Origin of the sequence: Auritidibacter ignavus (genome assembly GCF_003703835.1) — a bacterium.
Classification (GTDB): Bacteria; Actinomycetota; Actinomycetes; order Actinomycetales; family Micrococcaceae; genus Auritidibacter; species Auritidibacter ignavus.
This window is the reverse complement of record NZ_RDQR01000020.1, coordinates 23,133-44,695: the sequence shown is the minus strand read 5'-3', so window position 1 is coordinate 44,695 and position 21,563 is coordinate 23,133. Positions and strand designations below refer to the sequence as shown.

At 58.2% G+C, this 21,563-nt stretch carries 23 protein-coding genes, 2 tRNA genes and 1 pseudogene; 15 read left to right on the top strand and 11 right to left on the bottom strand.

Features of this window, described 5'->3' with window-relative positions:
* From DYI20_RS09805 to DYI20_RS09790, 4 genes are all read left to right on the top strand, one after another.
* Positions 1-1,182, top strand: coding sequence for a cystathionine gamma-synthase (locus DYI20_RS09805; RefSeq protein WP_122549401.1), 1,182 nt, complete (start codon positions 1-3; stop codon positions 1,180-1,182).
* Positions 1,183-1,449: 267 nt separating this feature from the next.
* Positions 1,450-3,216: a DEAD/DEAH box helicase gene (locus DYI20_RS09800; RefSeq protein ID WP_122549400.1), complete on the top strand. Its 1,767-nt coding sequence runs from the start codon at positions 1,450-1,452 to the stop codon at positions 3,214-3,216.
* Between the two features lie 93 nt (positions 3,217-3,309).
* Positions 3,310-3,681, top strand: a complete 372-nt coding sequence (locus DYI20_RS09795; protein WP_166769854.1) for an iron chaperone — start codon at positions 3,310-3,312, stop codon at positions 3,679-3,681.
* Between the two features lie 114 nt (positions 3,682-3,795).
* Positions 3,796-3,867, top strand: a tRNA-Thr gene (locus DYI20_RS09790).
* An 83-nt stretch (positions 3,868-3,950) separates the two neighbouring features.
* Here the strand turns inward: DYI20_RS09790 and DYI20_RS09785 are convergent.
* The gene (locus tag DYI20_RS09785; RefSeq protein WP_122549398.1) at positions 3,951-4,604 is read right to left on the bottom strand and encodes a threonine aldolase family protein; all 654 of its coding nucleotides are present in this window, start codon (positions 4,602-4,604) and stop codon (positions 3,951-3,953) included.
* Positions 4,605-4,626: 22 nt separating this feature from the next.
* Positions 4,627-4,950, bottom strand: a pseudogene (locus DYI20_RS12960) (beta-eliminating lyase-related protein); the annotation flags it as partial.
* A 205-nt stretch (positions 4,951-5,155) separates the two neighbouring features.
* Here DYI20_RS12960 and DYI20_RS09775 point away from each other — a divergent pair.
* Together DYI20_RS09775 and DYI20_RS12370 are read left to right on the top strand one after the other, a co-directional pair.
* A tRNA-Met gene (locus tag DYI20_RS09775) sits at positions 5,156-5,229 on the top strand.
* Between the two features lie 460 nt (positions 5,230-5,689).
* Complete coding sequence (locus tag DYI20_RS12370; RefSeq protein WP_166769856.1) at positions 5,690-5,845, top strand: hypothetical protein; 156 nt, start codon at positions 5,690-5,692, stop codon at positions 5,843-5,845.
* A gap of 19 nt (positions 5,846-5,864) precedes the next feature.
* Here DYI20_RS12370 and DYI20_RS09765 read toward each other — a convergent pair whose 3' ends face one another.
* A complete protein-coding gene (locus tag DYI20_RS09765; protein WP_110097962.1) occupies positions 5,865-6,173 on the bottom strand; it encodes a hypothetical protein in 309 nt (102 codons plus the stop codon).
* 600 nt (positions 6,174-6,773) lie between these two features.
* Between DYI20_RS09765 and DYI20_RS09760 the strand changes: the two genes are divergently transcribed.
* From DYI20_RS09760 to DYI20_RS12365, 3 genes are all read left to right on the top strand, one after another.
* Entirely contained in the window at positions 6,774-7,454 is a 681-nt protein-coding gene (locus DYI20_RS09760) for a DUF4190 domain-containing protein (protein WP_208392144.1), read from the top strand.
* A gap of 477 nt (positions 7,455-7,931) precedes the next feature.
* A complete protein-coding gene (locus DYI20_RS09755) occupies positions 7,932-9,023 on the top strand; it encodes a DUF4190 domain-containing protein (RefSeq protein ID WP_208392145.1) in 1,092 nt (363 codons plus the stop codon).
* Between the two features lie 151 nt (positions 9,024-9,174).
* Complete coding sequence (locus DYI20_RS12365; protein ID WP_166769857.1) at positions 9,175-9,600, top strand: DUF4190 domain-containing protein; 426 nt, start codon at positions 9,175-9,177, stop codon at positions 9,598-9,600.
* A gap of 56 nt (positions 9,601-9,656) precedes the next feature.
* On the opposite strand, the gene DYI20_RS09745 is transcribed toward DYI20_RS12365, so the two are convergent.
* Positions 9,657-11,069, bottom strand: a complete 1,413-nt coding sequence (locus DYI20_RS09745) for a Na+/H+ antiporter family protein (protein ID WP_208392146.1) — start codon at positions 11,067-11,069, stop codon at positions 9,657-9,659.
* A 408-nt stretch (positions 11,070-11,477) separates the two neighbouring features.
* Here DYI20_RS09745 and DYI20_RS09740 point away from each other — a divergent pair, with 408 nt between their 5' ends.
* The 6 genes from DYI20_RS09740 (at position 11,478) to DYI20_RS09715 (ending at position 16,115) form a co-directional block, all read left to right on the top strand.
* Positions 11,478-12,878, top strand: coding sequence for an L-serine ammonia-lyase (locus DYI20_RS09740; protein ID WP_110123125.1), 1,401 nt, complete (start codon positions 11,478-11,480; stop codon positions 12,876-12,878).
* Between the two features lie 144 nt (positions 12,879-13,022).
* The gene (locus tag DYI20_RS09735; protein WP_110100652.1) at positions 13,023-13,643 is read left to right on the top strand and encodes a hypothetical protein; all 621 of its coding nucleotides are present in this window, start codon (positions 13,023-13,025) and stop codon (positions 13,641-13,643) included.
* Positions 13,644-13,733: 90 nt separating this feature from the next.
* Positions 13,734-13,997: a hypothetical protein gene (locus tag DYI20_RS09730; RefSeq protein ID WP_110110256.1), complete on the top strand. Its 264-nt coding sequence runs from the start codon at positions 13,734-13,736 to the stop codon at positions 13,995-13,997.
* Between the two features lie 76 nt (positions 13,998-14,073).
* A complete protein-coding gene (locus DYI20_RS09725) occupies positions 14,074-14,523 on the top strand; it encodes an FAS1-like dehydratase domain-containing protein (protein WP_110097957.1) in 450 nt (149 codons plus the stop codon).
* 3 nt (positions 14,524-14,526) lie between these two features.
* On the top strand, positions 14,527-15,036 hold the full coding sequence (locus tag DYI20_RS09720; RefSeq protein WP_110100651.1) for a MaoC/PaaZ C-terminal domain-containing protein: 510 nt from the start codon (positions 14,527-14,529) through the stop codon (positions 15,034-15,036).
* Positions 15,033-16,115 carry a UDP-N-acetylmuramate dehydrogenase gene (locus DYI20_RS09715; protein WP_110100650.1) on the top strand — a complete coding sequence of 361 codons (1,083 nt, stop codon included), beginning with the start codon at positions 15,033-15,035 and terminating at the stop codon, positions 16,113-16,115. The genes DYI20_RS09720 and DYI20_RS09715 overlap by 4 nt, the downstream gene beginning before the upstream one ends.
* A 105-nt stretch (positions 16,116-16,220) precedes the next feature.
* On the opposite strand, the gene asd is transcribed toward DYI20_RS09715, so the two are convergent.
* The 7 genes from asd to mshD all read right to left on the bottom strand — a co-directional run bounded on the left by asd (position 16,221) and on the right by mshD (position 21,545).
* Positions 16,221-17,396: an aspartate-semialdehyde dehydrogenase gene (gene asd, locus DYI20_RS09710; RefSeq protein WP_110100770.1), complete on the bottom strand. Its 1,176-nt coding sequence runs from the start codon at positions 17,394-17,396 to the stop codon at positions 16,221-16,223.
* Between the two features lie 6 nt (positions 17,397-17,402).
* On the bottom strand, positions 17,403-17,684 hold the full coding sequence (locus DYI20_RS09705; RefSeq protein ID WP_221040954.1) for an NF038396 family protein: 282 nt from the start codon (positions 17,682-17,684) through the stop codon (positions 17,403-17,405).
* Entirely contained in the window at positions 17,677-18,192 is a 516-nt protein-coding gene (locus DYI20_RS09700) for a dihydrofolate reductase (protein ID WP_244924680.1), read from the bottom strand. Before DYI20_RS09700 ends, DYI20_RS09705 begins: the two co-directional genes overlap by 8 nt.
* Positions 18,193-18,241: 49 nt before the next feature.
* On the bottom strand, positions 18,242-19,078 hold the full coding sequence (locus DYI20_RS09695; RefSeq protein WP_166769858.1) for a thymidylate synthase: 837 nt from the start codon (positions 19,076-19,078) through the stop codon (positions 18,242-18,244).
* A 69-nt stretch (positions 19,079-19,147) separates the two neighbouring features.
* Complete coding sequence (locus DYI20_RS09690; RefSeq protein ID WP_110100648.1) at positions 19,148-19,501, bottom strand: GNAT family N-acetyltransferase; 354 nt, start codon at positions 19,499-19,501, stop codon at positions 19,148-19,150.
* A gap of 74 nt (positions 19,502-19,575) precedes the next feature.
* Positions 19,576-20,598, bottom strand: a complete 1,023-nt coding sequence (locus DYI20_RS09685; protein WP_233487895.1) for an NUDIX hydrolase — start codon at positions 20,596-20,598, stop codon at positions 19,576-19,578.
* The gene (mshD, locus tag DYI20_RS09680; protein WP_158524710.1) at positions 20,595-21,545 is read right to left on the bottom strand and encodes a mycothiol synthase; all 951 of its coding nucleotides are present in this window, start codon (positions 21,543-21,545) and stop codon (positions 20,595-20,597) included. The genes DYI20_RS09685 and mshD overlap by 4 nt, the downstream gene beginning before the upstream one ends.
* Positions 21,546-21,563 lie beyond the last annotated feature (18 nt).

Here is a 21,563-nt window from a genome sequence, read left to right as displayed (position 1 = left end):
ATGACTGAGCAACGTGCCCACGGTTTCAACACTCGAGCTATTCACGCTGGCCAAGACATTGACCCGAATAACGGGTCGGTCGTGCCCCCGGTGTACTTGTCAACCACCTATGCGCCCGAAGCGATTGGCCAGTTGCGGCAAGGCTATGACTACAGTCGTGGCACCAACCCGACCCGTGATGCCCTGCAGAACCAGATTGCTGCCCTGGAAACCGGTAATTCTGCGAGCGGACGCGCCATGACCTTCACCTCGGGATTGGCCGCCGAAAACGCGCTGCTGATGGCAGTGGCGGCTCCCGGTGATCACCTGGTGATGGGTAATGACGTCTACGGCGGTACCCACCGCCTGATTAACAAGGTCTTGGGACAGTGGCACCTGGCTCACACGGTGGTGGATACGTCCGACCTGGACCAGGTCGATCAGGTGATGACCGCCCGGGAGACCAAGCTGTTGTGGGTCGAAACGCCGACCAACCCGCTGATGAAGATCGCCGATATCGCCGGGCTAGCGGAGCTAGCACACCGGCACAGAGCGTTGTTGGTGGTCGATAACACTTTCGCCACCCCGTATTTGCAGTTGCCACTGCAACTGGGCGCCGATGTGGTGGTGCACTCCACCACCAAGTACATGGGCGGACACTCCGATACAGTCGGTGGCGCCGTGGTGACCGAAAATCAGGAGGTGGCCGACAAAGTTCAATTTCAACAAGCTGCCGCGGGGGCCACCAACAGTCCGATGGACGCATACCTAGTGACCCGCGGGCTGAAGACCCTGGGTGTCCGGATGGACCGGCACGTGGCCAATGCCACCGCTGTGGCAGAATGGTTGACCGAACAGCCACAGGTCTCCCAGGTGCACTATCCGGGACTGTCGACTCACCCGCAATACGAGCTGGCCTCCCGGCAGATGAAAGCCGGAGGTGGCATGGTCTCGGCCCAGTTCAGCGGTGGTGCCCCGGTCGCGAAGAAGATTGCCGAGTCCACGCGCCTGTTCCAGCTGGCTGAATCCCTGGGGGGAGTGGAGTCACTGATGAATTACCCGGCAGAGATGACCCATGCGTCGGTAGCCGGGACCGAATTGGCCGTTCCCGACGACCTGGTTCGACTGTCGGTGGGTATTGAAGACGCCGATGATCTCGTCGAAGACCTCCGTCAGGCCTTCGCTCAGCTACGAGATTCCTGATGATGCTGGCGTATTTGCAGGTGTCACCGCTGGTTGCTTGTGGCGTACACTAGAGGAATGACCGTCCGGTCTGCCCCCGAAATATCCTGTGATAGCCCGGGATGTCCTGTGGCAAAGAACTAGCTGTCTTCTCGCGCCTGAGGCGAGCGAGGTTCTCGGTGCCAGAATTGTGGCGCGGTGCGCTGTTGGAGCGTACCAGGGGTGTTCCGGAATACGTGTGAAAAACGATCCCAATTCGTTTCCTTGCCCCCTATAGAGGACCCCACGATGACTGAATCATCACAGCACATGTCTGTGCCCGAAAACTCCACGACCCGTGGCCACGTGACCTTCTCGGACCTGATCAGCGACCAACGACTGTTGGCTCCCTTAGAGAAACTGGGATATGAGAAGCCCTCGCCAATTCAGGCCGAAACCATCCCGCTATTGCTCCAGGGCCGCGACGTCGTTGGTTTAGCCCAAACCGGTACCGGCAAAACGGCCGCCTTCGCGCTTCCGGCCCTGGCTCGGTTGCTCGACACTCTAGCGGGGGACCCTGAGGTCCAGGCTCCCCGCATTCTTGTGCTTGCTCCCACTCGTGAGCTGGCGCTGCAGGTCGCTGAAGCTTTCACCAGCTACGCTGCCGAAATCCCGCAAGCCACCGTCGTCCCAGTTTACGGAGGCTCGGCCTACGGCCCTCAGCTGGCAGGACTGCGACGTGGCGCCGCCATTGTCGTGGGAACTCCTGGACGCGTCATTGACCATTTGGAAAAAGGGTCCTTGGACCTCTCTCAGGTGCGTTACATCGTCTTGGACGAGGCTGACGAGATGTTGCGGATGGGATTCGCGGAAGAAGTCGACCGGATCCTGAGCGGAACCCCCGAGAATAAACAAACCGCGCTGTTTTCAGCCACCATGCCACGCGCGATTCAGCGGATCTCTGGGGACTACCTCAACGACCCGGCCCAAGTGGAAATCGCAGCTGAATCAACCACCGCCCAGAACATTCGGCAGCGCTACATCCAGGTGTCTTTCCCGTGGAAGCTCGAGGCCATGACCCGGATCTTGGAAACCGAGGACACCGACGGGATCATCACTTTCGTACGCACCCGGAACATGACCGAGGAACTTACCCAAAAACTCCAAGCCAGAGGCTTTCGCGCGGCCGCGATATCGGGCGATATTCCACAAAACATTCGAGAAAAGACCGTCGAAGATCTCCGTGCCGGTCGTATCGACATTCTGGTCGCCACTGATGTGGCCGCCCGCGGGCTCGACGTGGAACGGATCTCCCACGTGATCAACTACGACATTCCGCACGACACCTCTTCCTATGTGCACCGCATCGGTCGCACCGGTCGTGCCGGACGGGCCGGGGACGCCATCATCCTGATGACCCCACGCGAACGTCACCAACTGCGAGCAATCGAAAAAGCTACCGACCAACGGGTAGAAGAGATGCAACTGCCATCCCTTGAAGAAGTCAACGCCTCCCGGGTACAGCGTTTTGCCGACCAGATTACTGCCACCCTGGGTGAGGAAGAAGATTCCAATATCGCCTCGTTCCGCGAGCTGGTCACCAGCTACGTCGACGAACACAATGTGGCTGCCGTTGACGTCGCTGCAGCGTTGGCGATGATGGCCCAAGACGGCCGACCGCTGTTCGCCGAAGAACCCGATCTACCCCCCATGAAACTCGATCGGGGGAAGAAAAACCGCACGGCACGTGGCCACCGCAAGAACCACGATCGTGGGGTGGCTACCCCAGCCGATGGCAAGGCCACCTACTGGATCGCAGTGGGACATAAAGACCGCGTGCGTCCTGGCAATATCGTCGGCGCTATCGCCAATGAGGCCAACCTTGATGCCCACGAGATCGGCGATATCAGTATTCGTCCCACGCACTCGCTGGTGGAGTTACCCGAAAAGCTCTCCAAAGAACAGCTTGCTACCCTGCGCGATGCCACGGTGGCCGGACGACGTCTTAACCTGCGATTGGACCGGGGGGCGTCCGGAAGACCGTGGTGGGCTGGCTCCAAGTCGTCGAGATCGTGAGACCACCTCGCGTCGTGAGGGCCGGACCGCAAAGAAGAAGGAACGCTGGTCCAAGGCGAAGAAGCGGGCTGCGAAGAAATGAGCGCTGCGATCGTGACCTTCCAGGACTATCTCGAGCTGATAGCGGACACGGAACATCAGGGAAAATTCGCTGCGCTCGTCAGGTCTACTGAGGCCATGCACGCTGGCTTGACAGTGGAAATCAAATGGAACACCCCCATGCTGACTCTGGACGGAACATTTATTATCGCCTTCAGCGTGGCGAAAACTCATATCGCGGTGGGACCCGAACTCGTCATCCTGGAGCAGTTCCGCGCTCGAGTAAGCCAGGCCGGCTATCAGTCGACCAAGAGCCAATTCACGATTCCGTGGGATGCTGAGGTGAACTGGTCTCTTTTGCGCGAGATGGTCGAGCAGACCATCATGCTCAAAAAAGGCTCGAAGACGTTCTGGTACGCCGGTTAGCCCTGGCTGAGACCCGACCTATCTGAAGGAAATCGTGACGTTCACCATGTTCGTCGCGATTCTGCCCTCTCGATTTCACTTCTGCGAAATTCATTGGTAAACTCATTCCTCGTTGCCCCGATAGCTCAGTGGTAGAGCGCCATCTTGGTAAGATGGAGGTCCCGGGATCGATTCCCGGTCGGGGCTCAGAGACTAAAGACCCGCACAGGCCAATGTGCGGGTCTTTGTGTAGGTCCCGGCACTTGTCAATGAGCCAAAAACAGGTGCCTTCAGTCGGTGAGGTCGTTCCACAACGTCTCGATATTTTCCGGCGAAGTTTGCCAGGGGCACATCAGGCGTACCACCGGCCACCCTTGAGCATCCGTGTCCCACTGCCGTAATCGATAGCGGTGGCGCCCACGCTTTAGCTTGTCGGGATGTAGTGCGATGAATACTCCACTGACGCGGGGCTCGCGAACCGGACGAGCCCAGTCGTAGTGTGTGGCGCACTCGGCTAGGTAGCGCGCCATATCGTTAGCGTGCTGAGCGTTGTTTAACCAGGTGTCGTTATCAAGCAGAGCCAACAACTGGGCCGATAAGAACCGCTGTTTGGAAGCTAACTGCGTGGTGTATTTGCGAACCCGCTCGACGACACCGAGAGTGTCGCCCTGGTCCCTCGTGTGAAGCACGACGACCGCCTCGGCTCCTAACGCGCCGAGCTTGGTCGCGCCCAGGGTAAGGACATCGATACCAACATCAACGGTCAGTTCTGCTAACGAACAGTTCAAACTCGCAGCCGCTTGGGCAAGACGTGCGCCGTCCATGTGGACCTTCAACCCGTGCCGATGTGCTAACTCGGCCAGCTGGCGCAGTTGCTGTGGCGAATAGAGACCGGCGCGTTCGGGGGGCTTGCGCCAGTGTGACCGCTTCCGCACGTGGTACATGAATATTGTCTCGAACTACTGACGGGGTGAGCACCGTCTCTAACTGCCCCATATCATAGGTGCCGTCCGGGTGGGCCGGACAGGGGCGGACACGGATCCCCGCCAGCCCTTCGATCGAGGTCGACTCGGTGCTGAGAATATGGGAACTCGCAGGTGCGTATACCATGCCGAAGTGGCCACAAATTGCCTGCAAAGCCACCATATCTCCACCGGTGCCATTGAATACGGCAAACATCACGGCATCAGGACCGAATAAGTTTGTCGCTAAACGACTGAGTTCCCCAGTGACATCGTCATCCCCGGAGGGGCCGGCATAGCCGGAATTCGCCCGCTCGAGCCCGGCCATCACCGTCGGATGTATACCGGCGGTATTGTCTGAATGGAATCGGTGGTCAACACGATCTGGCATGGTAGTCATTCGTGCTGATCCAGATCTGCGTCGCTACCACCGATGATCTACAGAATCCGTCGTCGCGATCACGCCACCCCAAATTGACTCTCTGATATTAACTATGTGAAAATATATAGGTTGCTTGATCAGAGCACACTATGGCTGCGTAGCTCAGTTGGTGAGAGCGCACGACTCATAATCGTGAGGTCGACAGTTCGAGTCTGTCCGCAGCTACCCTTGTCAACACGCGGAACCTCTCCGAGGCACTAACGACGGCCCACACGACATGAGGTCAAGCCTCGATGCAGTAGATGAGATCCTCCACGACTGCTCCTGCGCTCAGGATGTTTCCCATTGACGAAGGCGCCCGTCGACGATCTACTCTGGCACGGATTTCTTTCTCCTCACACTGATGGTCCCTGCGTTGGGTAGGTCCACTGTGTGCCGAAACACTAAGGAGAAACATCCCTGAGTGCGGGATCACTCACACACCAGAGGACCGGCACTTCGTGTTGGCATACCTAAGGTACTCTTTCACGTGTTCTCCAGCATAAAACGGGTCGTCGCTGGTGGCCACGCGAGCAGTGAGCACGGGCATAGCCGGTGGGCAGTGAAAGTTGGAACCGACGGGTGCCAGGCCGGCCTTCGGGGTGGCGTTCGCGAAAATCCGGTAAACCAGTCAGGACTGAACACGGTGAGCGTTGTTGCGTTTTTTATGGGCTTTATGCCCTCGCCGATGGGCGTGATGATTTTTACCTGTGCGCTCGCGACCGTCCTTCTCTGGGGCGTCGCCACGGGACGTTTTTTGGGTTGGTTAACCGATGCAATAGAACCGGGAGCTGAGAGCTGAAGCATCTCACAGGGCAGAGTCAGCGGTGGATGCCGACGTGACTCTCATAATTTGCGAAACCTGCTACGGCATCAGCGAGCAGGGAAGCAGTGCCCTCCACGATCCGAGAAATAGCCAAATGTTCGCGGATGAATACGCTCGTTGAGCTCGCACGAATGGTCGCTCGCACGCGGCTGCAGTCCCTAAGGAATTCAGCGGATTCTTGCGCAATCCGTCGAATGGTGGTCGGGCTGGCGATACCACCGTGATAGGCGACGTTGTTGTTCAAGGCATCGACGATCCTTAGTGCTTGCCAGGTCCAAGGGCGGTACCAAAAGTCGGTGTTCATCCCCACCGTTTTGTGGGGTGTTTTTTCTGTCGAACTTGCTCGCCTGCTCATTCGACGAATGGGACGTGCAGGCCGGCTCGACCAAGCTGGAACCGACCGGACACCTCCAAGAACCTATGTTCTTGCCGGATCGTGATCATCTCTCGGTGATGGTCCCAATGAGGCTCCTTGGCTCAGTCAGGCCAGATGGCAGAGCTGAATCGGTGACGAAGAATGGGCAGACACCATTAACTCATCGGCACAAAGTACATACCTTGAGTTCAGAGAACCGAGAAGCATCTTTTCTTTATGATCTTGTCTTCTCAACGCTTACTTGTGATTTGATGTATTGGTAACAGCCGAGGCGTATTCCGGCTGTGACGATTGAAGGGGCACGATATGTCGCATAATAACCCTGCCTACGGCGACGGTTCCGCGAGAAACGGTGATACGGACCCACCGAGGCCGATACCGCCATATCCAGTACAGGATCCTACGCAGTTTTCTGGTGACCCTAACTCCTATGGCCAGATTCCACCTGACGGTGGATGGGGCGGGACGGCGCCAGGTGGTTACTACGGTGGTGGCGTGCCTCCGTATCCGCAACAGCCGATGAATACTATGAGTATCGTCGGTTTCATTCTCGCTTTTCTGCTCGCGCCGGTGGGTGCGATCCTGAGTCATATTGCCCGGGGCCAAATTAAACGTTCCGGTGAGCGTGGTGAGGGCTTGGCGCTGGCTGGAATCATCATTGGATGGACCCAAACCGCCGTCGCTGTTTTAGGTCTGGTCGTGTTTTTTGTTGTCAGTGGCTTTTTGTTCTCAATGTTCACCCAGACAATATCGGAATTGGAAACCGAAGTTACTGCAAGTGCCGACCCTGACGAGAACACTAGTGAGGGTTCAACGGACACGTCCGCTGAGCCAACGCAGACCCACGAAGCGTCACGGCCGAACCCCCTCGGGGGAAAACCACATGTCGTCCCCCCGCATGAAACTGACGGCGCCGTGGCTAGCAAAGATCCGAATGCGCCACATTGTGATGCGGTCAACGAGGTCTTGGACAACATGGCGGGGTTAGATTCTTCTGAGCAAGGCGAGATGCAAGAGATCGCCGGTTCATATGATCGTTTGGCAGATGGTCATAATGATCCCAGCGCGACAGAACTCTACAGAGACTACGCCAGAGCTTTGCGCGATCTCGTAGGTAACACCGATGTCGATTTCGTGGAACTCGGCGAAGAGGCTGCTGAGCAGTTAGGGCAAGACATTGTCTCGTGTGACATAGTGCAGGTGTACTAACGAGGTCGCCCTGACGTGCATTCATTTGGGAACATATGTGAACCAAGTCCATGCGCGGGAAGCGCTGGAGAGATCTGTACACGCGATCTGCACACAGGCAGAGCCAAAGGCACAGCATCTACTACAGGGCTAACCGGGGGATGGGGAGGCTGGCATAGCGATCCGCCGGGCCTGGCGCTCTATCGGCGCCTTGGCTGGAGAGTCTCTTTTCGCCAAGATCGTCCTACCCTGAACACTGTGTTGGTGGGTTTTGTGCGCGTTCATCGGAAAAATTTTTGCTGATGTGGGAACAAAGGTGTCGAATGGTTCATTTCATAGCCGACGTGCGAAGTTGAACACTGCACACCCCGCAACAAGAGAACACCGTATCAGGGGCAGGCGCTTGACCCCTTGACGAAGAAGCGCTGGCTCATGGTTTGATATCGTCAGGACCTCTTGAGGTGGATTTCAGCGGGAGAGAGCGAAGGAAAAACGGAGATGTCGAATAATTACCCTCCCTACGGCCCCGATTCTGAAGGGCAAGAGCCCTCCGAGGTCACGCGGCCGATGCCACAGTATCCTGCGTCGAATCCCCCGCAGGTTCCACCCCGGTACTCTGCGCGCAGTAACCCTTACGAACAATTCGGGGATCAGCAACAACCACCGTCCGGCCAGTCGCCCTATGGCGACCCGAACGCCGGCTGGAACGCGGGTGAGCAGTTCGGAGGTCAGGTGCCCCCTACCGGCTGGGGTGCAGGCCCCGGCGGGGGTTATTACGGTGGCGGAGATGACGGCAACTTCGGTGGTGGTATGCCACCCCAGCAACAGCCACCCATGAATACGTTGAGCATCGTTGGTTTTATTCTGGCTTTTTTGTTTGCTCCTGTGGGTGCGATTTTGAGTCACGTTGCCCGGGGCCAGATTAAGAAGTCTGGGGAACGAGGAGGAGGCCTTGCCCTGGCCGGTATTATTATCGGCTGGGTTGTCACTGTTCTTGCTATTGTTGCTCTGGTGGTGGCTTTTGCATTCGGGAACCTGCCATGGCAGTCCGATGATGAGCCGAGCGAAGAGGCTACAGCTGAAGAAACAGAAAGTGCTGAGCCAGAGCAAGAAGCCAGCCCGGAGCCACAGGACACGGCCCCAGAGCCACCGGAAGTTGCAGATCCCTTTGGACAAAACTCCATGAGTGAGGACCCCTTGAGCCAGGATCCGCTGGGTGAAGATCCTTTCGGCGGGGACTCGTTTAACTCGACCGCCGATGCCACTGACGGTGCGAGAAGTGACACTAGCGGTCCGGTCGGAGGCGACGTTAACCAAGCCTTCTGCGACGCGCTTGCTGACTATCAGCAGCTCGCATGGGAATTGGATTACACGGATCCGTCGGCTACAGATGAGTATGCAGATGCGATGGAGCGTCTCGCAGATACTCGCGATGATTCAGAGGCCGAGAAAGTGTACCGGGACTTTGTCGGGCACTTGCGCGACCCTCTCGGTGATCACGACACCCAGCTCTTTGTCGCCTCGGAAGCGCTCACCGAACAAGTGTTGGCTGATACCGGCAAGTGCCATTCAGAAGGGTCTGCCCAGTAGTTTGGTCTCGCACTACGCTCATGATACGGACTATTCTCAGGCCAACGCACTAGGGTTCTTTTTCGGTCCGGTTTTACGTTATGAGCATCAGAAACTTAGAAACGATAGACACGGTGCCCGGGCCGGGCATTCGGCAAGAAACGGACGACACATGACCGACAATCACGAGTCGCAGAACGACCCCTACGGCGGATGGGCCACTGGTTCTTCTCAGCCCACAGATGCTCCAGGAGACAGCTACCGGGCGTACAGCACCCCGCCACCTGCGGGATATCCGCAACAAGAGCCCAGCACTGTTGCCAACGGCCAGAGCGTCTATCCACCCATCGGGCAACCGATGTACTATGCGCCGTTTAACACTATGGCTATTGTTGGGTTTGTGTTCTCGCTACTCATTCCCGTTGTCGGTGTGATCTGCTCGCATATTTCGCTCAGCCAGATTAAGAAAACTGGAGAACGGGGCCGTGGCCTTGCGCTAGCCGGCGCCATCATCGGTTGGGTTGTTATCGGTTTGGTCGTTGGCTTCCTGCTGTTTATGTTCATCTGGTTCATGGCCGCGGTGGCGACGCTTCAGTAGGTTGGGATCTGTGAGCGCCCCGGTGCCATGGAGTTCTGGGCATAGTTCATGGTGGCTTAGAGGACCATGGCTGCGATCCAGCCAGCTACCAGCAACGGAATATTGAAGTGCAGAAACGTTGGAATCACCGAGTCTTTGATGTGATCGTGTTGGCCATCAGCGCCCAAGCCCGCGGTGGGACCTAAGGTGGAGTCCGAGGCGGGGGAGCCGGCGTCCCCCAGGGCACCGGAAGTACCGACGATAGCCACGGTCGCAGCCGGTGAGAATCCCAAAGCCAAACACAGCGGAACGTAAATGCTGGAAATGATCGGTAGCGTGGAGAACGAGGAACCGATGCCCATGGTCACGACCAGGCCAACCACCAGCATGGCCAATGCGGCCAGGGCCTTCTGATCACCCACCAGTTCCTGAGTACCGGCCACCAGTGGCTCGATGGCTCCGGACTCCGCCATCACCGCGGCAAAACCCTGTGCGGTGATCATGGTGAAACCGATCATGGCCATCATGCGCATGCCTTGATTGAATACGTTATCGGCTTCGTTCCACTTTACCGCTCCGGAGGCCAGAATGATGGCCAGTCCCAACAGGGCACCAACGAGCAAGCCGTTGGCCTCGGAATCAAGAATATTCAGGATCACCTGGACCCCGAAGCAGGCGAGGATCGCCGCAAGAGAACAGATGATCTTATAGGTGCTGGGCTGAGGCTCGGTCGGGGTGTTATCGGTCGGTTCGGTGGCCGTGTCGGTGATGTTAAGTTGTCGATAAGTACGCGGCTTGCGGTAGGTAATAAACACCGCCACTAACATCCCTACGAGCATGCCCGTAGCCGGGATAGCCATGACCGACATGATGTTGATATTGGAGGTATCCAATCCTGCCAATTCGATATTGGAGAGCAAGATGTCGTGGAGGAAAATCTGCCCGAACCCTAGCGGGACATACATATAGGTTGTGACCAGGCCGAAGGTCAGCACACAAGCGATGGCGCGCCGGTCGAGGTGCAGTCGGTTCAGCACCCCCAACAGTGGGGGAATCAGCAGAGGAATAAACGCGATGTGGACCGGAATCAGGTTCTGGGAGAAGACCGACATCAGCAACACGCCAGCAATCAGGGTATAGCGCGTTGCTACTTCGATGCGTTGGGACTTGTCCTCGCTGGAGCGATCTAGGCGTTTGACGATCGCGTCGGAGAGCAATTTCGGTAACCCGGAGTTGGCCACGGCCATGGCGAAAGCACCTAACAGGGCGTAGCTGAGTGCGACGCGCGCGCCCCCTCCGAGCCCGTCTTGGAAGGCAACCATCGTTGATTCCAGTCCCATGCCGGCGACGAGGCCTCCGACGAGCGCACCAATGAAGAGTGCAATCACGACGTGCAGACGGCAAACGGCCAGCACGAGCATAACGACAACGGCGATAATCACTGCATTCACGAGCATGAGATTATGCCAGATCACACTCCGGTTGTGCATGATGTTGAGACTTTATGTAGTGCGCACGGTTAGCCGACACAGGATGTTTGGTCACCAGGGCGGGAATGTTGACTTGACCACCAAAGTTAAGCGTTGTGGTGAGCGGGCCACCGCTGGTGCGTGACGGCTGAGGTAGGTTCCAGGAGCTCGCATGGATAGATATGGCAACGATATAGGCAACTATGGTCTGCTACGGGCACAGCCACACCGGCCCGCGGACGCCGGTAGCAGACTCACCCCCAGGTCAGGCTATTGTGACTTTCTGATCGCACCGGTGCGAGGGGTTTATGCAAGACTGGAATGACACCATCCGGTGTCGTGGCGAAAGCTGTAACTCGCCATCACGCGGGGTGGTGAAACCTCGATGCGATGCAGGCTGTCCCTGATCGGCGAAATACAGGAGTAATCATGGCGCTGAGTGCACTCGACATGTTTTCCATCGGCCTGGGGCCTTCATCCTCCCATACGGTAGGACCGATGCGGGCCGCTGCGACGTTCATTAATGATCTTGACCCCGAGGTGTTGAGAAAAACGCACCGAGCAGTCGTGGAACTGTTTGGTTCTCTGGGTGCCACCGGTGTGGGTCACCACTCCGACCAGGCGGTGGTGCTCGGACTGGCCGGATATGATCCGGCCACCATCGATGTTGAAAAGGTCGATCATATTATCAACCAGGCCAAAGAAGAACAGACTCTTCTGTTGGCCGGTACACAACGGGTTGGTTTCGACTTTTACCGTGACGTGGTGTTGCACCAGAACAAATCCTTGCCAGCACACCCCAACGCGATGCGGTGCGCGATCTACGATGACCAGGGCGAGGAGTTAGCCGCTCAGGTGCTGTATTCGATTGGTGGGGGGTTCGTCGTCACCGAGGACGAACTGAACGCTCCGTTGACGACCGAACGCCACGCTCGCCATGAATACACCACCGGTGAAGAACTGTTGGCTCACTGCCGGTCCCAGGACAAGTCGATTGACGAGATCGCCTGGGAGAATGAGATCGAGTGGCGCAACCCCGATGAAGTGCGCGAACGGTTGTTGGAGATCTGGCACGTGATGCAAGAGTGCGTGCATACTGGGCTACACCGTACCGAACAGATGTTGCCGGGCACGTTGCTGGTGATGCGGCGGGCCCCGAAGCTCTACGCACACCTGCAACAACTTCTGGAGGAACAGAAAGCATCGCCGGAAAACGTTGATCCCCTCAGCGCGATGGAGTGGGTGAACCTCTATGCGCTGGCGGTCAATGAGGAAAACGCCTCTGGGGGACGTGTGGTGACGGCCCCGACCAACGGAGCGGCCGGGATTATTCCCGCCGTGATGCATTATTTTGTGCAGTTTTACCCGGAAAAAGCTGACGACGACGCCATCGTGAAGTTTCTGCTTACCGCCTCAGCGATTGGGATCATCATCAAATCGCAGGCTTCCATCTCTGGGGCTGAAGTCGGGTGCCAGGGAGAGGTCGGGTCGGCCTGTGCGATGGCTGCTGCCGGACTGTCCGCCGTCCTCGGTGGCACACCGCAACAGGTTGAGCACGCCGCGGAAGTAGCGCTAGAGCATAATCTGGGGCTGACCTGCGACCCGGTGGGTGGTTTAGTACAGATTCCGTGCATCGAACGCAATGCGATCGCATCCGTGAAGGCCATTAACGCCGCACGGATGTCGAATTTCGATGATGCCGGCGAGCACCGAGTCAGCCTCGACATGGCCGTTGAAACGATGCGTGCCACCGGTGCCGACATGATGGATAAGTACAAGGAAACCTCCCGGGGCGGTCTGGCTGTCACTGTGCGGATGCCTGACTGCTAAACCACCAACCGCACCACATGTGCTGGAAACTGCTCGTGAGGGTCGGGAACATTCCTACTGATTGCTGAATTTCACCAGTGACACGGAACCGGCGAAAGGTTTGCCGGGTACGCTCCCCATCCAACCAGCAGCCAGGGCCAGAACATGAATGACCGTCATCCGTGGAACAACAACAATAACTCCTCGTGGGGTAGCCCGCAGGATCATCTCTCCTCCGACGAGCACGGTCCAACGGACCCCACGGTACGTTTCGACCCTCCGGGATCGGATGAGGAGGTCTATGGCCGACACCGTTCGGATTCTTCCTATCAGTCCGGTGCTGAGGCGTATTCCGAGCCACTCCACGTGAGCCGATCCGGGGACGTCATGGAGCCTGATCAACCGCAGCGGGGCGGAAAGTCGTGGATCTGGTGGGGATTGATCGTGGTGGTTCTGGTGATCGTGGCCGGTGTGTTGCTGTGGATCTTTTTGCGCCCCGATGGTGGCGAAGGCGATGCCGAGCCCAGCCCGTCGCCTGCCGAAGAAATCGTGGAAGAAGACAACGGGCAAACCGGGGAAGGTGACCAAAACAACCAGAACCAGCCAGGCCGGCCGAACCAGCCGGGGCAACAGGACCAGCAATCTGGTCTTCCGGGAGAACAACAGCCCAGCCAAGCCCCAGACGAGCACGGACAGCAACTCTCGCCCGACAACCCTGGCAACCAGCAAGGCTCCGGTGGCGAGCCTGGCATTGGCGATGACGTCAATGAGGTGATCGAGCCCTAGATCTGATCCAGGTGGGGGGGACCGCTGTCGGTGCCGGTCGCGTGGGCAACATATGCGGCTAGGGTCATCCGAACCGGAATAATGGATGCTATGGCAGACAATCCACGTGGCGGGTATAACCCGTGGGAGACCGGATCCACGGTGTACCGACGCGCGCTTCTGAGTGGGATGGCGGTCCTGGGACTGGGGATTCTCCTGGCCATTATTGGCGCTATTGCTCAGGTGATGGTGATCTCCTGGATTGCGCTGGGCGTCATCGGGTTGGGACTTGTCATTCACCTCTTTGCGCAGTGGACTCGTTTTCGCCAAGCTCAGCGCGACCGTGATCAGCGCGGGGGAGTACCCCGTAACTGAGTACTTCTCGCGGTGCTGGGTAGACTGGGATCATTGCGTGCGGACTGTTTTGACAAGTTGAGAGGACGAACGATTCGTGAGTTCACCGATCACCGGCCGTGAATACCCGGCTGTAGGACCGTATCTCGTCGCCAGGGAAAAGATTCGCGACTTTGCTTTGGCCACCAAAAACACCCACCCCGTCCACCGTGAGGTGCAGGCGGCGCAGCAGGCTGGCTATGCGGACCTGGTGGCGCCACCGACTTTTTTGGTGACGTTGGCTCAACGTGCCGAAGCTGCAGTGTTGGCGGATCCCGAGGCAGAGATCGATTTCTCCCGGGTGGTTCACGCCGATGAACGCTTCAGCCTATCCCGTCCTATTGTGGCCGGTGACGAGTTGTTCGCCCGCGCCACGGTTGCCTCGGATAAAGCACTGGGTGGACACCGGATGGTGACCACCGAAACCGTGGTGACCGATGCCACCGACACGCAGGTAGCCACCGTGCGCTCCAGCCTGCTGGTGCGTGCGGTAGATGAGGAGGCCTAAGCGATGACCACGTCACCACAAGCACAACCAGCACTGCCGGTCGTCTCCGAGCTGTCCCCAGGAGACATCATCTCTGAAACCACCGTGGAACTGCGCCGGGCCGATTTGGTGCGCTACGCTGGAATTTCCGGTGATGCCAACCCGATCCACTGGTCCGAGGAGACCGCCCGGGCCTCTGGACTGCCCGGCGTGATCGCTCACGGGATGCTCTCGATGGGCACCGCGGTGGATCTGGTCAGCCACTGGTGCACCGATCCCGGTCGTATTCTGGACTACCAATCCCGCTTTACGTCCATGGTGCCCGTTGCTGAGACCACCCCGGAAGCAGACCCCACCCAGCCGTTTACCACCGGCCCGGCCGGAGCTCGCCTGGCCATTACCGCCAAGGTCGGTGCCGTCACCGCAGACACTGGGGTGGTCCGTATTGATCTGGTCGTCACCAACCCTGACGACGGTGACAGCAAGGTGCTCACCAAAGCACAGGTGCTCGTGCAACTGGATCCTGTGGCATGAGCCCGTCGCCGATCACGCTTGCTGAGCTGACCACCTCTCGGGTCGGCGGCCCGGCGCAGAGCCTCATCCGTGCAGAGACTGAAGACCAGCTTATTCAGGCCGTTACCGCCGCCGATGCGGCCCATCAGCCACTTCTGGTGCTCGGCGGTGGCTCCAATCTGCTGGTGGCCGATCGGGGATTCCCCGGAACCGTCGTGCAGATTTGCACCCGGGGCATCGACACGTTGCAGCAACACGATGACTATACGGTTGTGCGCGTGGCTGCCGGAGAAACCTGGGATGACTTTGTGGCCTATACCGTCGAACAAGGCCTCAGCGGAGTCGAAACGCTCTCCGGGATTCCCGGGTTGGTTGGGGCCACTCCGGTCCAGAACGTCGGTGCCTATGGGGCCGATATTTCCGAATCGTTGCAACGCATCCGGGCTTTGGACCGAGAAACCCACCGCGTGGTGGAACTGGCCGCCGATGAGCTGGACTTCGGATACCGGGACTCGGTCATCAAGCGGAGCCTGCACGACGCCCTGGCCGGGACACGAGTCGAGCACGACGCTTCACCACGGTGGATTGTGCTCAGCGTGGATTTTCACCTGAAACACACCGGAGAAAACGCTGCGGTCCGATACGGGCAACTGGCCAAAGCGCTTGATGTCGAGCTGGGCAGTCACGCCGGACTCCACCGGATCCGTGAGGAAGTGATCCGACTGCGCACGGGCAAAGGGATGGTCTTGGACCCGGCCGACCACGATACCTGGTCCACCGGCTCGTTCTTCACCAACCCGATTGTGCCTGTCGAACGGACTACTCATCTGCCCGAGGCCGCCCCGAGATTTGGTGCCGGTGATGGGATGGTAAAACTCTCGGCAGCCTGGTTGATCGACCACGCGGGATTCCACAAAGGCTTTCACCTCGACCACGGGCGGGCTTCACTGTCGACCAAGCACACTCTGGCGCTGACCAACCGGGGAGAGGCCAGCACCGAGGACCTGCTGGAGGTTGCCCGCACGGTGCGTGATGGAGTGCTGGACCACTGGGGTATTGAGCTACGTCCGGAACCTGTGTTGGTGGGTGTGACCTTCTAAGAGTGCTCCCAGACAGGGTCTTAGAGGACTGGCCCACGCTCTACTGACACCACAGCGGGGCCCAACCCGCAACAAAAGGTTTAGCCCCACTGTGGTTGGTGGTTTTTAGAGGTTACCGGTGGCAATCATCAGCATCCGGCGCACCGGTTCGGCGGCGCCCCAGAGCAACTGGTCGCCGACCGTGAAGGCCGACAGGTACTCCGGCCCCATCTGCATCTTCCGCAACCGGCCCACCGGGATAGTCATATCCCCGGAAGCTGCGACGGGAGTCAGCTCTTGCATGGTCGCTTCCTTGGTGTTGGGCACGACCTTGGACCACGGGTTGCTTTGCTCGATCAGATCGGTGATCTCATCCAGGGGAACATCACGGGTCAGCTTTAGGGTCAAGGCCTGCGAGTGGCTACGCAACGCACCGATCCGCACACAAATCGAATCAAAAGGGATGCGCTCGGACTCGGCGGTCCGTCCCAAGATCTTATTGGTCTCAGCGCCACCCTTCCACTCTTCGCGGGAGACACCGCCGTCCAGCTCGGAGTCAATCCATGGGATCAACGAACCGGCCAGGGGTACCTCGAACTCGGTGGTATCCATGGACCCGTCGCGCTGGGAGGCCAAGACCTTGCGGTCAATCTCCAAAATGGCCGAAGACGGATCAGCTAATTCATCGGCCACTGACTGGTGCAGGGTGCCGAAACCGGAGAGCAACTCGCGCATGTGCTTAGCGCCGCCGCCGGAGGCTGCTTGGTAGGTCATCGCGGTGCCCCACTCAATGAGCCCTGCGGTAAAGAGGCCACCGAGGCCCATCAGCATGCAGGACACCGTACAATTACCGCCAATAAAGTCTCTGATACCGTCGCGCAAACCGGCGTCGATGGCGGGCCGGTTGATGGGGTCCAGCACGATCAACGAGTCAGCGCTCATCCGCAAGGTGGATGCGGCATCAATCCAGATGCCGTCCCAGCCGGTTTCACGCAGCTGCGGGTGGACCTTCTTGGTGTAGTCACCACCCTGCGTGGTGATGATGACCGGAAGCTTTGCTAGCGTCTGGATATCGTAGGCGTCTTGCAGGACACCGTTGTCTTCAGCGGAAGAAAAGCTCGGGGCCGGCGCACCGGGAGAAGATGTGGAGAAGAAGACGGGATTCAGTTTGGAGAAGTCCCCTTCTTCTTGCATCCGTTGCATCAGGACTGACCCCACCATGCCACGCCATCCGACGATTCCTACCGTCTGGTTCTGCGCGGGGTCAGCATGTTGGAATTGTTGTGCATCATCTACGGTCATGCTCATCTATTCTACCGACTGGGATGGCGAGGAACTGTGGGAAAAATTACGTTTTCGGGCCGTATAGGCCCAAATACCCAGGGCAAGAAATGCCTGGGTGGGAATCAGAATGAAAATCACTCCGGCGATGGTTCGTTCGGTCAAGATCAGCACCAGTCCCATCCCGGCGCTGACGACGGCGAGAATGGGAGCAGCGATCAAGGCCAAAAAGGTCAGCACCTGGGCCCTATCTGTTGTCGTCCCCGGGTCCGTGGAGTGCGTGGATGAGGAGGTGTCGTGCTCAGCCATCAGCAGTGGTCCTTTCCCAGAGTTCAAACCGGTAGTCCACTCCGGACCGGGAACGGTGCCACTGCTCGGGGTTTTCGGGATCGGCCTGGGTCAGGTGCCAGGCTTCATCGAGTTCAGGCGCTTTAGTGTCTCCGTCAACGTTGACGCGAAGCAGGGAACGTTGGATGAGGTCTGCACGGTGTAGCAACGCCACATAGAGAGTTGCTCCGCCGATGATCCAGACTTCTCCGTTCTCGGCGCGCTCGATGGCGGCATCCAGCGCCGCGTCGAGGTCGGTGAACACATTGGCACCTGACGCCTCGTCGGGGTCCAGAGACGAGGAGACCACGATATTATCCCGGTTCGGCAACGGGCGGAACTTTTCGGGGAACGACTCCCAGGTGCGACGTCCCATCACCACCGGGTGGCCGGTGGTGACACGTTGGAAGTGTTTGAGATCTTCCGGAACGTCCCAGGGCATGCCCCCTTGATCGCCGATGATCCCGGTGGAGGTTTGGGCCCAGATCATCCCGATCCGTGGGCGCTGAGGTGTCGATGGGGTTTCGGTTGAGATGTGATCAGACTGCAACGGGAGCCTTAATGGTCGGGTGGTGCTGGTAATCGAGGAGTTCAAAGTCCTCGAACTCATAGCTGAACAAGTCCTGCGGTGTTCGCCGGATCCGCACCCGCGGGTACGGGTAGGGCGCCCGGGTGAGCTGTTCTTTCACCTGGTCCACGTGATTGGTGTAAATGTGGGTGTCACCGCCAGTCCAGATGAATTCACCGGGTTGGTATCCCAACTGGTCGGCGATCATCAGCGTCAGCAATGAGTATTCCGCAATGTTGAATGGGACTCCCAAGAACATATCGGCCGAGCGCTGGTACAGCTGGCAGGACAGCACTGGGGTCGAACCGTCAGCCGTCGGAGCGACATAAAACTGGAAGAGTGCGTGACAGGCCGGAAGCGCCATTTCGCTGAGCTGTCCCGGGTTCCATGCGGTCACCACGTGCCGACGGGAGTCCGGGGACGTTTTCAGATTCTGCATCAGCTGGCTGATCTGATCAATGGTCTCGCCACTGGGAGTGGGCCATGATCGCCACTGGACACCGTAGACCGGCCCCAAATCGCCGTTTTCATCGGCCCATTCATTCCAGATGGTCACGCCACGTTCTTGCAACCACCGCACATTGGATTCACCACGCAGGAACCACAGCAGCTCGAGCACCACGGACTTGAAGTGGACCCGTTTAGTGGTGATCAACGGGAACGAGGAGCTCAAATCGAACCGCATCTGACGTCCGAACACCGAATAGGTGCCGGTTCCGGTGCGATCGGTTTTGGCGGTTCCATGCTTCAGAACATCGGCCAAAAGGTCCTCGTAGGGCGTGACAATATCCTCAGCTGACGCAGACACGTCGGTAGCCTCTTCCTGAAGGTTATGGGGTGTATTGGGATGTGTGCTGAAATCGGTTTATCGTCGGTGTCAGTCAACGACCATGTCTTGATATTCCGGGTAGCGTTGCAAGTAACGGTCGATATAGGAGCAACTGGAGATGACCTGCACGTGATCTTTACGTAATTGATCTAACACCATGGTGACCAGGGCGCGTGCATACCCCTGGCGCCCATATTTTTCGGAGATGATGGTGTGTTGCAGGTGCAGGACTTCACGGCCATTCTCATCGGTAGAGGGGTTTACACTGAATCCGAGAAAGCCGATGAATTCGCCGTTGTCCCACAGCTCAAACCGATCATTGGACTCAGACAATCTGATAGTTGCTCCGGGATGGACGTTCTTGGCCGGTTGGTTCTCGGATCCGGGCTGTACCTCAGTCATCTCAGTTTCCTCACTCCGAATAGTTCTTGTCCTGAATCCTACCGGCATGTCCCCGGCAGACGTCACTATCTGCGTTAAAGGTCGTAGGAATCGTAGATCTCGACGGACACAATACGTAGCTGGCGATCCACGGCCTGATGCACCACAATCACCGCACCAGGGCTAACGTAGGGATTGTCCGTTGGCAGGGCGTTGAGTAACCGGTCTCGTAGGTCTTTAGACTCGGCGTACTTTTTGAGGTGTGCCTTGATAGCCTCAAAAATACGCGGGAAAACGGGCCGATGAGTGCAGATGACCCGCGGGCGGTTCTTACCAAGTTGCGCCAGGAACTCTTTGGTGGCTTTCGATGCCTTCTTACCGGCTTGCTTTTCGGTGAGAATATCGCGTTGTTTGACGTTTCGCTTAGCCTGCTTGGCGAAAGGCGCCACAGTCTGCATGCAACGGACCCAGGGCGAGGAGATCACTCGCTGTGGCGACCAGGCCTCCAGCAGGCGTTTTACGGTCCAGGCCTGACGACGCCCGGTGGCCGCCAGTGGGCGTTCCGATTCGGCCCGCGACCAGCTGGAGCGTGGTTTGGCTTTGGCGTGACGTAAAAACAGGCAGGGACGCGTTCTCAACGTCTTATTCTCGAATGCTTCAACCAGGGCGTCGAGAGGCTGGTGGTCATTGTCATTGGTCAACCGTTGACGAGCCTGCTCTACGGAAAGCCATTCCACCCGATCGACTTCACCCTGATCAGCACGGGGCTGCTGCATGGTGACTTCAGCCGCCCAGTACCAGACTTCTTTTGACTTTCCCTCCACCTGGTACCGGATGATCGGCAGAGGGATGCCCAACTCGACGTCGAGATTAATCTCCTCTCGTGTTTCGCGAATCGCGCACTCGGGTAGAGTCTCCTCCTCATCGAGTTTGCCTTTGGGCCACGACCAGTCGTCGTACCGGGGACGGTGAATTAATAAGACTTCGAGCGCGCCACGCTCGCAACGCCAAGGGAGGATTCCACAGGCGACGATGTCAGATGCTGGACCGGGATCTTCCACCGCAGATGAGGTACGTTGAGCGGTGAGATCCTGAATATATTCGGCTACCGAACTCACGAATCATTCTCCTGGACATGATGTCGGGACGTCGTCGACGAAAACATGACATCGACATTCTCCACAGAAAATCCTAACGAGTCATACAATTTTGTCGCGGGTGTATTGTCCGCATCGACATAGAGCACCAAATGAGTGAGACCATTTTCGACAAGATGGTTCATCCCGCGTGCGGTGAGTGCTCGTCCCAGTCCGCTACCTTGAGCCTCGGGGGAAACACCGACGGCATAAACCTCTCCGGACTCAGCACCGGGAACCACCTTCGTCCAGTGAAATCCCGCCATGTCTCCGGTATCTTCCTGCTCAGCCACAAAAAACCCATCAGCGCTGAACCAGTCCTGTTTCATCCGTGACTGCAGATCCTGAAGGGTCATTTTGCCCTGCTCGGGATGATCCACGAAGGCCGCGGCGTTCACCTCGAGCCAGGCACGGTCATCCTGGTCGGGTACGAAAGTGCGGAACCGATAACCTTGCGGTGGGTGATCTGGCCAGTGGGACCCTTCAGAGCCGATGAGCCCCATCCGCCACAGCTCACGGACCGGGGCAAGACCGTACCGCTGGGCCAAAATATTCGCAGCTTCGTGATTGCCGTGACTCCAGGCGGTCACCAGCGCGTCGGCGGGCGCGTTTTGCTGAAGATACGAGGCGATTTTATCCGCCACAGCACAGCCGAGACCGCGCTCGCGTTCTTGGGGATGAACCACCATCTCCACGAGATATGGGTCCTCAGCGTTTCCCTGGCCAACCAGTGCCGCCGCGACCGCCCATCCAGGATGAGAGGTAGAGTCCGCGGTGAACACCACAGCTCGACCGCTACGGATCTCGACCCAGGTTTGATCAGAAAATGGCTCATTATTATCTGCGCGAAGCCCCAGGGCTGCCAAGGCCTGAAGATAACTGAGCTCTTGGGAATTAAGATCGTGGTCACGCACCTGCAGGGAGTTCATAGCCTCCACAGTACCGGT